Raw genomic sequence first — 13,555 nt, 5'->3', positions numbered from 1 at the left:
CGGTCGGATGACGAGCAGCGACCTGTGGGACGACGCCACCGCCCAGCGCTACGACGAGGCCGCGGCCGACATGTTCGCGCCGGAGGTGCTCGGCCCGACGCTCGACGTCCTCGCCGAGCTCGCGGGCTCCGGCCCGGCGCTCGAGCTGGCCATCGGCACGGGGCGCGTCGGGGTGCCGCTGCTTGACCGCGGCGTCGCGGTCACCGGCATCGAGCTGTCGGCGCCGATGGTCGCCCAGCTGCGGCGGAAGGTCGACGAGGCCACCCTCCCCGTCACGGTCGGCGACATGGCGACGACGACGGTCCCCGGTGAGTTCGCCCTCGTCTACCTCGTCTTCAACACCATCGGCAACCTGCGCACCCAGGCGGAGCAGGTCGCGTGCTTCCGCAACGCCGCCCGCCACCTGCGGCCCGGAGGGCGCTTCGTCATCGAGCTGTGGGTGCCGCCCCTGCGGCGCTTCCCGCCGGGGCAGGCAGGGGTGCCCTTCGACATCAGCGAGCGTCACCTGGGTTTCGACACCTACGACCTCGCCACGCAGCAGGGCACGTCGCACCACTACACGACGGAGCCTGATGGCTCGATCCGCTACGGCGCCAGCAACTTCCGCTACATCTGGCCCGGCGAGTGCGACCTCATGGCGCAGCTCGCCGGGCTCGAGCTCGATCACCGCTGGGCTGACTGGACGCGCAGCCCCTTCACCTCCGACAGCGAGAGCTACGTCTCGGTGTGGCGCAAGCCGTAGCGAGGCCGGGTCCAGGTCTGGCGCTGGGGGCTGGAGCTGGACGGCCCCAGACGCACCCCGTCTCAGTGGCCGGGGCCGACGACCATCTTCGCCCGCTCCGACTCGTGCGCCCCGCCCTTGGCCGCGAGGGTCGTGCACGCGTCCTCGATGTCGCGCGCCAGGGTGTCGACGTGCTCGCGGCTCATCGTCTCCTTGACGAGGGCGCGCATGATCGTGACGTCCTGGGCATCCGGAGGCAGGGTGTATGCCGGGACCATCCAGCCGCGCTCGGCGGACAGCTGCCAGGCGATGTCGAACTCGTTGTAGGGGTGGTCGCCGGTCAGCCGGAAGGCGACGAGCGGAAGCTGCTCCTCGTCGCGGCCGATCAGCTCGAAGCGGCCCATGGCCTCGAGCTTGTCGCCGAGCAGGCGGGCGTTCTCCTGCATGTTGCGCATGATGTAGGTGTAGCCCTCGCGGCCGTAGCGAACGAGGTTGTAGTACTGCGCCAGCACCATCGCCGACCCGGTCGAGAAGTTGAGCGTGAAGGTGGAGTCGGTCTTGCCGAGGTAGTTCTCCATGAAGACGAGGTCGGGGGCCAGGTCGGCGACCTCGCGGAAGATGAGCCAGCCGATGCCGGGGTAGACGAGGCCGAACTTGTGTCCTGACACGTTGATCGAGCGCACCTGCTCGAGCCGGAAGTCCCAGGGCGAGTCCGGGTAGAGGAAGGGCCACACGAAACCGCCGCTCGCGCCGTCGATGTGCAGCGGAACGTCGAGGCCGCGCTCCTGCTTCAGCTGCACGAGCAGGTCGTTGATGCCGACAATGTCGTCCTTGTGGCCGGTGAAGGTCGTGCCGAGCACGGCCGCGACGCCGATGGTGTTCTCGTCGATGTGCGGCGCGACGTCCTCGGGCCCGATCGTGTACTTGCCGGGTTGGAGCGGCACGATGCGCGGCTCCACGTCGAAGTAGCGGCAGAACTTCTCCCACACGACGTGCACGTCGCCGCCGAAGATGAGGTTCGGCCGGTCGGTCGACCCGCCCTCGGCCTGACGCCGCGTGCGCCAGTTCCACTTCAGCGACAGCGCGCCGAGCATGATCGCCTCGGACGAGCCCTGCGTCCGCGCCCCCGTCGTCTCACCCGGGGCGTGGAAGAGGTCGGCGAGCATGCGGATGCATCGCTGCTCGATCTCGGCCGTGCGGGGGTACTCGGCGTGGTCGATGAAGTTGCGGTGCAGGTTGTCGGCGATGATGCGCTGCGCCTCCGGCTCCATCCACGTGGTCACGAAGGTGGCGAGGTTGCGGCCCGGGTCGCCCTCGAGCGCGAGGTCCTCGGCCACGAGCCGCATGGCGTCGACCGCTGTCATCCCGGAGTCGGGGAACTCGCGGCTGGGCACCTCTTGGGTGACGAAGCGGTTGCCGTAGAGGGCTGCGGCGGCGTTGATCTCGGACGGTGTGGCCATGCTCTTCTCCTTGGATGGACGGGCTTCGAGGTCGGGGGCGAGCTCGATCGAGGTCGGGCTCAGGCAGTGCCCGGGCGAGGTGGTGCCACGGCGCCCGCGGGCGTGACGGCCCGGCGCCAGGCGGGCAGCATGAGGGCGGCACCGACGAGGAAGCACACGGCGCCCCAGAAGGTGCCGGCGACGGCGAGGTGCGCCCCCAGCAGCTCGTCGGTGCTCGGCACGACATAGCTCGCCACGGCAGAAGCCATGAAGAGCACGGAGCCGAGCATGTTGACCCAGGCGATGCGCCACGGCATCGACCTGGCCTCCACGCTGAAGAACCGGCGCGAGACCGCGAGGATGCCGATCGCGCTCGAGACGAGGAAGAGCACCGATCCGAAGAGGTCGGGGCGCCACACGTAGCGGTCGGCCTCGGCCGCCGTCGCGTTGTGCGTCAGCGCCGCCACCGTGCTGATGTTGAAGAACACCGTGCCGGGGAACTGGACGGCAGCGGCGAGCCAGGCACGGTCATGCGGCAGCCAGCCCCAGAGGCGCACCCGAGCCGGCTCGTGCTGCGTCACCTCGTCGACCGCGGTCATGGCAGGGCTCTGCGACTGGACGAGCTGCGCATACGAGGCGCTGGTGAAGAAGACCGAGCCGATGACGTAGGTGATGCCGTCGACCCAGCCCCCGATGGCGTTGAGGTAGGCCGGCACGGAGCCGAGGACGAAGCATGCGGAGCCGACCATGAACAGCCACGCGATGGTCGCGTTGAGGCGTTCGGGTCGCGCGGTCATCCGGCTTCCTCAGTCGGCCTCGACCGACCGGTGAGCCCCGGCGGAAGGTGACGACGGCTCGCCCGACGACCCCGCAGCTGCCGGGTCGTGCGGCCCCGCCGGCTGGGGCGGCCCCGGTGTCGGCAGCACGGCCGTGACGACGAACGACACGACGACGGCGACGACGACCTGCGGGGTGATCGTGAGCCCGTCAGCCCCCATGAGCAGGGTCGCGAGCAGGACCGAGGTGAGGGGCAGCCGCAGCATCGCGCAGCACATCGCACCGATGCCCGTGCCGATGGCGGCGGCCAGCTCCATGCCGGGCAGGCCGCTGACCGCGATGCCGAGCGCCGCGCCGATGAACATGGCCGGAAACACCGGGCCACCGCGGAAGGCGCTCAGGGACAGGCCGTAGGCGATGCCCTTGAAGAGGCCGAGGAGCAGCAGGACGCCGAGCGAGTAGCCGGCTGCGTCGGCGACGAGCTCGGGCAGCGCGTCCTGCCCGGAGAAGAGCACCTGGGTGAAGGGGTGACCCGTGATCACCTGGAACGCCGTTGCACAGAGGCCGATGAGCACGCCGAGCACCACCGTCACCGGCACGCGGTTGCGGTGCACGTGCGGCCGCACGCTGAGCGCGACCCAGCGGATGGCCCACGCGAGCAGCGCACCGAGGATGCCGACCGGCACCGCCCACAGGATCGACGGGATGGTGGGCGCCAGCCCCGGGGGAACGCTGGGCAGCGCCAGGGAGAAGGTGCCCAGGCCGGTCCAGGCGTTCATCCCCACGAAGACGAGCGCCCCGATGCCGGAGGCGAGCAGACCGGGAAGGGCGACGAGGCTCAGGGTCGCGCCCGCGATGCCGGCTGCCTCCATGATGAGGAAGGCGCCGAGCAGCGGCGACCCCAGCAGCGTGCTGACGGCGGCGAAGCTGCCCGCGGAGGCCATGATCGTCACCGCCATCGGCGGCGCGTCGCGCTTCACGAGACGGACCGCGAGCGCTCCGAGCCCACCGCCGATCGCGATGAGCGGCGCCTCCGGTCCGAGCACCGCGCCGAGGCCGAGGGTCGCGAGGGCGGCGATGATGATGCCGGGCAGGTCGCGGCCGAGGGCGGGCCCGGTGCCGGTCTGGAACCCCAGTGCAGGCGAGTGGCCCGCGGTGCCCGGCAGGCGGCTGATCGTCAGGGCGACAAGCAGCCCGCAGAGCGCCAACCAGGGCACGGGCCACCAGGCCGGCGCAGCCCCGTCGAAGAGCCCCGTGGGGAGGTCGTCGAAGAGGTAGGTCTGGAACCACCCGGCGAGGGCGAGGAAGCCGTACGCCACCACCGAGATCGGGATGCCGAGGAGCGCCGCGAGCACGAGTGCGGAGAGATACTCCTTGGACCGGACGATGCTCGCTGGGTCAAGAGCGGGTGGTGCGCCGGTCGGCGCGGTCGCGTCAGTCACCCCGGGAGCCTCCTCACACGAGCGAGCTCGGCGCTCGCGGCGGGGACGTGCATTCAGTGCCAACCTAACGCCGCATCCCGCCCGCCCGTGGCCGATCGGCAAAACGACGGGTGACCCACCGCACGGCCACCGATCAGCCACCACGTCGAGGACGCAGGCCAGCTCGTGCGGACTCACGCCGCAGGAGGTCGCTCAGCCGGTCGAGATGGGCCGACGGCAACCGCCACCGCTGCCAGTAGAGCGGCACGTCGACGTGGTCCCGTGACCCGAGGCGCACGAGGTCGCCACTCGCGATCAGGGGTGAGAGCTGCGTCGTGAGCAGCGCCCCCCAGCCGAGGCCGGCCCTCACCGCGGTGACGAAGCCCGCGCCGTCCGGCACCTCGTGGGTCGGGGGCGCTGCGACGACGCCGTGCCGGTCGAGGATGCGCTGCTGGAGGTCGTCCTTGTCGTTGAAGCGCACCACCGGCGCCGTCGCCCAGTCGATGCCCCTGCCAGCGCGATGGCGCTCGACGAGGGCGGGTGTGGCAGCCGGGACGTAGCGCATCGTCACGAGCGGCTCGGTCGAGCAGCCTTGCACCGGAGTCGGATCCGAGGTGACAGCACCGAGCACCTCGCCCGACCGGAGCAGCCGGGCGGAGTGGTCCTGGTCCTCGACACGCAGGCGCAGCACGACGTCGTCCCAGTCCGCGCACCCCGAGATGACCCTGCCGAACCACGTCGCCATCGAGTCGGCGTTAACCGCCACGGGAAGGTCGATGCGCTCGCTCTGCCGCGGCGCCAGCTCGGCCACGGTCTCGGCTGCGAGCAGCGCCTGCTGACGGGCCAGCCGCACGAGCGACTCCCCCGTCGGGGTCGCGCGGCAGGGCGCGGCCCGCACGACGACGACGTGCCCGACCTCCGACTCGAGCGCCTTGACCCGCTGGCTCACCGCCGAGGGGGTGACGTGCAGGCGCCGGGCAGCCGCCTCGAAGGTGCCCGTGTCGACGATGGCGAGGAGGGCAGCGAGCTGGTCGGTCTGCAGACGCATGAAGCAATGCTAATGAAGCATCAGAAACCTTCGCTTCCCTCAACAAGACCCGACCCCTACCGTCGACAGGGTGACCTCCCTCCTGCCCGGCTTCCTCACGATGGCCTCGCTCATCGTCGCCATCGGCGCGCAGAACGCCTACGTGCTGCGCATCGGGCTGACCCGCCGCCACGTCGGCCTCGTCGTCGCGGTCTGCGCCCTCTCCGACGCGGTGCTCGTCGTGGCAGGCGTCCTCGGCGTCGGGAGGCTCGTCACCGCGCACCCCGCGTTGCTCATCTGGGTGCGGTGGGTCGGGGCGGCATACCTCGTCGGCTTCGGCATCACGTGCCTGTGGCGCGCCCGCCGACCCAGCACGCTCGTGGCGAGCGCGGCCGTCGGCACCCGGGGCAGCGTGCTGGCCACGGTGCTCGCGCTGACGTGGCTCAACCCGCACGTCTACCTCGACACCGTGCTGCTCGTGGGCTCGCTCGCCAACCAGCACGGCCCCACCGGACGATGGTGGTTCACGGCGGGCGCCGCCCTGGCGAGCTGTGTGTGGTTCGCCGGGCTCGGCTACGGCGCGCGGGTGCTCGCGCCGCTCTTCGCCCGGCCGGGCACGTGGCGGGTGCTCGACGTCGTCATCGGGCTCGTGATGTTCGTCATCGCAGCTGCCCTGCTGCTCGGCTGAGGCGCCGGCCAAGGCGCTACCTCAGCACTACCTCAGCCCTACCTCAGGTGCTGCCTCGGTCGCCGGCACCCTTGCGAATACGACGTCCTCCCGATGTGGGGCGCTACCTCAGACGCCGACTCTGGACGTGTCAGCACAAAGGACACGAGCAGAGGACTCATCATGATCACCACCTACACCGACTTCCGCCTCGTCAAGGCCGAGATGGCGACCCGCTACCCCGCCCGTCGCCCGGTCCGTCGCGACTCGTCGCTCGAGATCGTGCGCCGCACCCTGGCGCGCAACAGCCGCGAGGAGCTGGACCCCGGCTACCGCCGGTGAGCGCCGCCACGGCGCCCGCCGCGCGGCTGGCGCCGCTCGCTCCAACGGCACCCGTCGTGCCCGCAATGCCGGTGACGCTGTCAGCGGACTACGCGATGATTCCGCGTATGCCGCTGCGCACCGGCTCGATCATCGGCCGCGACGCCGATCTCGCCCACCTCACCGACGCCGTCGGGCTCCACCCCGCAGGGGGCGCGGAGCCCGGGGGCGTCGTCGTGCTGTCGGGTGACGCCGGCATCGGCAAGTCGCGCCTGCTCGCGCAGCTGCTCGTCGGTGCCGAGGCCGCGGGCTGGTCGACGGCCGTCGGCCACTGCGTCGGCCAGGCCGGCAGCTCGCTCGCCTACCTCCCCTTCGTCGAGCTCATCGGCGCCCTCGACGCCGCCCACCCCGACGTCGTCGACCACGTGCTCGCGACGCACCCGAGCCTGCGCCACCTCCTGCCGGGGCGCGGCGAGGCCCTCGCGGCCTCGACGACGGCCCCGACAGGATCTGGCGGCTCCACCGACCCCGGCCAGGTCGCCGAGGCGGTGCACGCCCTGCTGACCGCCTGCGGAGCCGCGCAGCCGACCCTCGTCGTCGTCGAGGACGTGCACTGGGCCGACCACTCCTCGCGCGACCTGCTCACCCTCCTGCTCACCCGCGGGTTCGCCACGGCGGTGGGGCTCGTCGTCAGCTACCGCTCCGACGACCTGCACCGGCGGCACCCCTTGCACGACACCCTCGCGGTGTGGGCCCGCATCGCCGGGCTCGGGCACGTCGACCTCGCGCCGCTGCCCGCCGCTGCCGTGCACGAGCTCGTCTCCGGGCTCGAGGGCGCACCCGACGACGCCGTGACCGTCGAGGAGATCACCCGCCGCGCCCAGGGCAACCCCTTCTTCGCCGAGGAGCTCGTCGCGAGCGCGGCGGCCGGCCAGTCGCTCACCGGCGGGCTGAGCAGGGTCCTGCGCGCCCGCGTCGACCAGCTCGACGAGACGACGCAGCGCGTGCTTCGCGTCATCGCGCTCAAGGGCGGCCAGCACGTCGGTCACGAGCTGCTGTCGCGCGTCGCCGGGCTGCCCGACGAGGCTCTCGAGGCGGCCGTCGCCGAGGCGGTCGAGCGGCACGTGCTCGAGGCGTCGTGGCCGCCCGCCTACACCTTCCGTCACGCCCTGCTCGGTGAGGCCGTCGCCGACACCCTCCTGCCGGGCGAGCGGCTGCGCCTCCACCGGGCGTATGCCGCCGTGCTGGCCGAGCGCCCCGACCTCGCCCCGGCCTCCGAGCTCGCCCGCCACGCCGCAGCCGTCGGTGACCTGCCGACGGCGGTCGCGGCGAGCCGGGCTGCGGGCGAGTCGGCGATGGCGATGGGCGGTCCGCAGGACGCGCTGCAGCACTTCGAGCGGGCGCTCGACTGGGTCGGCGAGGACGACCCCGAGCGTGACGCGCTGACCCTGCGGGCCTCGGCCGCGGCGATGCTCGCGGGCGAGCCGGTACGCGCCATCAACCTGCTGCGCGACCGACTCGACCACCCCGGCGGTGCGCAGGCCCCGGAGATGCGCGCCGACCTGCTCGCCACCCTCGTCATCCGCTCCCGCATGCTCGACCTGCCCACCCACGCCATCGACCTCACCGACGAGGCGATGGCCCTCATCGGCGAGGTGGCCGACGAGCGCCGGGTGCGGGTGCTCGTCGCCCGGCTCCAGGCCCTCGTCGACATCGGCCACTACATGGACGCCGCCGTCGTCGGCACCGAGGTGTCGATGCTGGCGGAGCGCCTGGGGCTCCAGCGGGCGCAGGCCGAGGTGCGCACGATCATGGCGCGGGTGCTCGAGGCCGAGGAGGACCTCGACGCCGTGGAGGCGCACCTGCGCACGGTGGCCGCCGAGCTGCCGGGCGACGACCCGTTGCGCCTGAGGGTGCTGCACCAGCTCGCCTCGATCGCACACCGGCGCGGCGACCTGCCCGCTGCGCTCGCGCAGTACGACGCCGGCGCCGCGGTCGCCCGACAGATGCACCGCGAGTGGGCACCCTGGGGGCAGGAGTGCCGCCTGCTCGCGGGCCTCACGGCATACGAGCTCGGCGACTGGGACGGTGCCACGCAGCGGCTGCGCCTCACCGGTGCACCCGCTCCGCAGCCCGGCCGCTCGATCTTCACGGGGGCGCTGCTCTCGGTCAGCGCCGGCCGCGGCGAGCCCGTCGAGCCGGCCGTGATCGCCGAGCTGCGGCAGTGGTGGCCCGTCGACGGCCTCTGCGTCGTGCTGACCGTCATGCCCGGGATCGACCTGCTCGCGCAGGCCGGAGATCTCGCGGGTGCCCTCGACCTGGCGGAGGACGCCGAGCGCGCGCTCGACCGGGCGTGGGGCGACTACTTCGCGATCGTGCGCCTCGCCGCGCTCGTTGCCGGAGCGGTGGCGAGCGCTGTCGCGCACCTCGACCCGGCTCCACGACGCCGTGCCGTCGAGGTCGCGCGACGGCTCGGGACCCGGGCCATCGCCTTCGCCCGGGCCGGCGACGCGGACGTGGCCGACCGGCCGGCCTACGAGCGCTCGACGCTCGAGCAGCTCGAGGACACCAGCCGTGAGGCCTGGGCGTGGCTCGCCCGGCTCGAGGCCGAGCTCGCCGGCCTCGAACACCTCAACCCGCTCGACGAGCTCGACCGGGTGGCGGGCGACGGCGCGGCCCTGTCGACGGACGACGGCGCGACCCCGTCGGCCGGCGACCTTGTCGACGCCTGGCGCGGCAGCGTGGCGGCCTTCGACCGCTACGGCCACGTCTTCGAGGCGGCCCGGTCGCGCGCACGGCTCGCAGCGGCGCTGCACGCAGCAGGTGGCGACGCCGCCTCCCGAGCCGTCGCGGCAGAGGCCCGCGAGGTCGCGGTGGCGCTCGGCGCGGCTCCGTTGCTCGCCGAGCTCGACGCGCTGCATCCCGCATCGGCTCCCTCGGGCAGCGTCGAGACCGCTCTGACGCCCAGGGAGGTCGAGGTGCTGGGGCTGCTGGCCGAGGGCCTGACCAACGGCCAGATCGGCCGACAGCTGTTCATCAGCACGAAGACGGTGAGCGTGCACGTCTCCCACCTGCTCGCCAAGCTCGGCGCCTCCGGACGCACCGAGGCGGCCGCGATCGCCCGGCGGCGAGGTCTCGTGCCCTGACCCCGCCGCTGTGCTGGCGTGCGCACGGGGTGGGCGCAGCACCGACCGGTGTCCTGCCAGACGCACAGCCAGTGGTGCGTCCGGCATGACACAGGCGCCCCGGAGCACTGCTGAGGCCCTCCTCACGCGCGCCACGAAGCGGGCCGATCCCTCGGGCGGCAGGAGGAGCATGGAGGCATGACGGTGGCCCCGCTCGTGCACGCGGACGCGTCGGCCGGCATACGGGCGGCAGCGACCCGCACGGGAGCCGAGGTCGCGCGCTCGCTCAGGGTCGACGAGCACCGGGGACTCGACGACGCCGAGGTCGTGCGGCGGCGACGGACGGTCGGACCCAATGCCATCGCCTCGCACGACGCGCGGGTGCTGCCCGTGCTGTGGCACCAGCTGCGCTCGCCGCTGCTCGGGCTGCTGCTCGTCGCCGCCCTCGCGTCAGCCTTCGTCGGCGAGGGTGCCGACGCCGCCATCATCGGGCTCATCGTCGTCGCCTCCGTCGGTCTCGGCTTCGTCAACGAGTACCGCGCCGAGAAGGCCGCTGCGTCGCTCCACTCGCAGGTGACCCACACCGCGGTCGTGCTGCGCGAGGGGCGCGCCGGCTCGCTCGACGTCACCGCCCTCGTGCCCGGCGACCTCGTCGACCTGCGCCTCGGCGAGATCGTGCCGGCGGACCTGAGACTGCTGTCCGCCACCGGCCTCGAGTGCGACGAGTCGGTGCTGACGGGTGAGTCGCAGCCTGTGGCCAAGGACACCGGCCCGACCCCGGAGGGGGCATCGCTCGCCGAGCTCGCGGGCTGCGCGCTCATGGGCACGGTGGTGCACGCCGGCAGCGGGCGAGGTGTCGTGGTGTCGACCGGCTCGCGCACCGAGTTCGGCGCCATCGCGGCAGGGCTGCACACGCACCAGGCCGACACCCCCTTCCAGGTCGGGCTCCGGCGCTTCTCGATGCTGCTCGTCTATGTCGCCGGCGCCCTGACGACGTCGATCTTCGTCATCAACGTCATCCTCGACAAGCCGATCATCGACGCGCTGCTCTTCTCGCTCGCCATCGCCGTCGGCATCACCCCGCAGCTGCTGCCGGCCGTCGTCTCGACGAGCCTTGCCGCCGGCTCGCGGCACCTCGCGCGGCGCAAGGTGCTCGTCAAGCGGCTCGTCTGCATCGAGGACCTCGGCGACATCGACCTGCTCTTCACCGACAAGACCGGCACGCTGACGCTGGGCCGGATCGACTACGCCCGAGCGGTGCCCGCGGGCGACAACCGCTCCGACACCGTGTTGCGCTGGGGGCTGCTCTGCACCGAGGTCAGCACCGACGGGACCGACGTCGCGGCCAACCCTCTCGACCAGGCGCTGTGGGAGTCGCCGGCGACCGCGTCTGCCGGCGCGGCAGTCGCCGGCCACCAGCTGTGCGGTGTGCTGCCCTTCGACCACGAGCGGCGGATGCTCTCGGTCGTCGTCCGGGACGATGACGACCGGCTCACCCTCGTCACCAAGGGCGCCCCCGAGACCGTGCTCGAGCGATGCGTCGGGGTCGACGGGGCGAGCCGTCGCGCCCTCGACGCCGAGTTCCATGCAGGCAACCGGGTCGTGGCCGTCGCGACTCGTGAGATCGACCGCGACGGTCCGCCGGTCCCGTCCGACGAGCACGACCTGCAGCTGCGGGGGCTGCTCGTCTTCCTCGACCCGCCGAAGCCCGACGCCGCAGCGGCGCTGGGCCGGCTCACCGAGCTGGGCATCCGCGTCAAGGTGGTCACCGGCGACAACGCGCAGGTCGCCGCCAAGGTCTGCGCCGACCTCGGGCTGCCCGGCGGCGACCCGCTGACGGGGACCCAGATCGATTCCCTCGACGACGCAGCGCTCACCGAGGCGGTCGACGGCACGACGGTCTTCGCCCGGGTCAGCCCGGAGCACAAGGCCCGCATCGTCAAGGCGCACCGTACCGACGGTGGCGGCGGGGTCGCGTTCCTCGGTGACGGCGTCAACGACGCGCTCGCCCTGCACGCCGCCGATGTCGGCATCTCGGTCGACTCCGGCACCGACGTGGCCAAGGACGCAGCCGACGTCATCCTCCTCGAGAAGAGCCTTGACGTGCTCGCCGACGGCGTCGAGGAGGGCCGGCGGATCTTCGCCAACACCCTGAAGTACGTCCTCATGGGCACGTCGAGCAACTTCGGCAACATGGCCTCCGCAGCTGGTGCCTCGATGTTCCTGCCGTTCCTGCCGATGCTGCCGTCGCAGATCCTGCTCGGCAACCTCCTCTACGACACCGGTCAGCTGGCGATCCCGACCGACCACGTCGACCGCGCCCAGCTGCTGCGCCCGTCGCACTGGGACATCGCCTTCATCCGCCGCTTCATGCTCCTCTTCGGGCCGCTCAGCTCGGTCTTCGACTTCCTCACCTTCGCCGTCATGCTCTGGGGCTTCCACGCCGGGCCGGAGCTCTTCCGCACGGGGTGGTTCGTCGAGTCGCTCGCGACGCAGACCCTCGTCATCTTCGCCATCCGCACGCGCGTCATCCCGTTCTTCCGGAGCCGCCCGAGCCTGCCGCTGACCCTGGCCGCCCTCGGTGTCGTGACGGTCGGCGCGGTCCTGCCCGCCACTCCCCTGGCGGGGCCACTGGGCTTCGCGCCTCTGCCCGGCGGCTTCTTCGCGGCGCTCGTCGTCATGGTCGTCTGCTACCTCGCCCTCGTCGAGGTGGGCAAGCGCTGGTTCTACCGCGAGTCCTTCCGCGCGCAGGCACCGACGCCGCAGACGCCCGCCCCGACCCCGACCGACACCGCAGACCGCTTCGTGAGGAGGCGCGCGGCCCGCTTCAGCGCAGGTGCCCGGCGGCGGAGGAGACCGGCGCACCCCTGACGGTCAGGCGCGACCGCCGCAGCCCGGGGACGAGCGCGACCGAGACGAGGACCGACGCCAGCGCCATCACACCCATGGCCTGCGCGGCTGCCACCGGCCCCACGCCGAGGGCACTGGCCGCCGCACCACCGAGCAATGCACCGACGGCCTGGCCCACCATGAGGCCCGTGCTCTGCAGCCCGAAGACCTGACCGCGCATCTCGCCGTCGGTGTGGGTCACGAGCCGCTCCTGCAGGGGGAGGCTGGCCGAATAGCCCACCGAGGCCACGAAGGCCAGCACGGCGGCATACGGCAACGAGGGGACGAGGAAGAACGCCAGATAGGGCACTGCGAGGAGGAAGCGCAGCGGCTCGATCAGCCTGTCGCGCAAGGCAGTCGGCACGAAGCGACCCACGACGATGTCGCCGAGGAGCATGCCTGCGGCGGAGACCGCGAAGAGATAGCCCGCCCGGCCTCCGGCAAACGGCACGAAGAGCGCCTCGCACCCGACGATGAGCCCGTTGGGAACCCAGAGGGTGAGGTAGATCGGCCGGATCACCCGCGACCCGAGCAGCCGGCGGTTCACCTCGCGCGTGCGCCTGACGACCGACGTCCTCGCTGCGCGGGGCGGGTGGTCGGCGAGTCCGAGGCGCAGCAGCGCGACGGCCACGAGCAGCGCGGCCGCCGACCCGAGGAAGAGCTGGGTCGTCGTGAAGCGGACGAGCAGCAGCCCCGCGACGCCGAAGCCGACGATCTGCATGCCGCCGACCGCGATGTTCATCGTCGCCCGGCCGAGGATGAAGCCGTCGGGCGGCAGGATGTCGGAGACGAGCGCCATCATGCTGCCGCCGAGCGCCGACGTGACGAGCGGGGGCAGCGCGAGCAGGACGAAGCGCCAGCCCCACGGCAGGCCGGGGACGGCCTGGAGCAGGTCGGCGACCAGCGTCGCGCTGACGACGACCACGAGCGCCGTGCGTGGCCGCACGAGGTCTGACCCCGAGCCGAAGAGGCTCTGACCCACGAGCCGCAGCAGCGGCGCGCCGAACATCGCGAGCGCCGTCAGCACCGTCGACCCGGTGGCCTCGAAGGTGATCGTGCCGAGCGCGAGGGACGCGACGGCATACGCCCCGATGTTGAGGCACTGGACGACGAAGAGCACGCGGAACTCGCGCACGGCGAACAGCTGGCGGTAGGTCCTCACTCGCTC

Annotated in this window: 10 protein-coding genes; 5 read left to right on the top strand and 5 right to left on the bottom strand. The window is 72.5% G+C overall.

Translation table 11 applies throughout. The features are described from left to right. Positions 1 to 7: 7 nt before the first annotated feature. On the top strand, positions 8 to 742 hold the full coding sequence (locus FHX52_RS19675; protein WP_141824073.1) for a class I SAM-dependent DNA methyltransferase: 735 nt from the start codon (positions 8 to 10) through the stop codon (positions 740 to 742). 62 nt (positions 743 to 804) lie between these two features. Here FHX52_RS19675 and gad read toward each other — a convergent pair whose 3' ends face one another. The 4 genes from gad to FHX52_RS19655 form a co-directional block, all read right to left on the bottom strand. After that, a complete protein-coding gene (gene gad / locus FHX52_RS19670; RefSeq protein WP_141824072.1) occupies positions 805 to 2,181 on the bottom strand; it encodes a glutamate decarboxylase in 1,377 nt (458 codons plus the stop codon). A 59-nt stretch (positions 2,182 to 2,240) separates the two neighbouring features. Continuing rightward, positions 2,241 to 2,957 (bottom strand): hypothetical protein, encoded by a 717-nt coding sequence (locus FHX52_RS19665; protein WP_141824071.1) that lies wholly within the window; start codon positions 2,955 to 2,957, stop codon positions 2,241 to 2,243. A gap of 9 nt (positions 2,958 to 2,966) precedes the next feature. After that, on the bottom strand, positions 2,967 to 4,379 hold the full coding sequence (locus FHX52_RS19660) for a chloride channel protein (protein ID WP_141824070.1): 1,413 nt from the start codon (positions 4,377 to 4,379) through the stop codon (positions 2,967 to 2,969). Between the two features lie 133 nt (positions 4,380 to 4,512). Next, positions 4,513 to 5,406: a LysR family transcriptional regulator ArgP gene (locus FHX52_RS19655; RefSeq protein ID WP_141824069.1), complete on the bottom strand. Its 894-nt coding sequence runs from the start codon at positions 5,404 to 5,406 to the stop codon at positions 4,513 to 4,515. Positions 5,407 to 5,476: 70 nt separating this feature from the next. On the opposite strand from FHX52_RS19655, the gene FHX52_RS19650 reads away from it, so the two are divergent. The 4 genes from FHX52_RS19650 to mgtA all read left to right on the top strand — a co-directional run bounded on the left by FHX52_RS19650 (position 5,477) and on the right by mgtA (position 12,369). Continuing rightward, the gene (locus FHX52_RS19650) at positions 5,477 to 6,073 is read left to right on the top strand and encodes a LysE/ArgO family amino acid transporter (protein ID WP_246070281.1); all 597 of its coding nucleotides are present in this window, start codon (positions 5,477 to 5,479) and stop codon (positions 6,071 to 6,073) included. Between the two features lie 162 nt (positions 6,074 to 6,235). Then, the gene (locus FHX52_RS23990) at positions 6,236 to 6,394 is read left to right on the top strand and encodes a hypothetical protein (protein ID WP_185747397.1); all 159 of its coding nucleotides are present in this window, start codon (positions 6,236 to 6,238) and stop codon (positions 6,392 to 6,394) included. Continuing rightward, positions 6,391 to 9,519, top strand: coding sequence for a helix-turn-helix transcriptional regulator (locus FHX52_RS24605; RefSeq protein ID WP_281288036.1), 3,129 nt, complete (start codon positions 6,391 to 6,393; stop codon positions 9,517 to 9,519). Before FHX52_RS23990 ends, FHX52_RS24605 begins: the two co-directional genes overlap by 4 nt. 177 nt (positions 9,520 to 9,696) lie before the next feature. Next, on the top strand, positions 9,697 to 12,369 hold the full coding sequence (gene mgtA, locus FHX52_RS19640) for a magnesium-translocating P-type ATPase (RefSeq protein WP_141824068.1): 2,673 nt from the start codon (positions 9,697 to 9,699) through the stop codon (positions 12,367 to 12,369). Here the strand turns inward: mgtA and FHX52_RS19635 are convergent. Beyond that, positions 12,326 to 13,549 carry an MFS transporter gene (locus FHX52_RS19635; protein WP_141824067.1) on the bottom strand — a complete coding sequence of 408 codons (1,224 nt, stop codon included), beginning with the start codon at positions 13,547 to 13,549 and terminating at the stop codon, positions 12,326 to 12,328. The two genes, mgtA and FHX52_RS19635, sit on opposite strands and share 44 nt — an antisense overlap. Positions 13,550 to 13,555 lie beyond the last annotated feature (6 nt).

It is taken from the genome of Humibacillus xanthopallidus (assembly GCF_006717145.1).
In the GTDB taxonomy this organism is placed as follows: Bacteria; Actinomycetota; Actinomycetes; order Actinomycetales; family Dermatophilaceae; genus Humibacillus; species Humibacillus xanthopallidus.
This window is presented reverse-complemented; position numbering and strand designations above follow the sequence as displayed.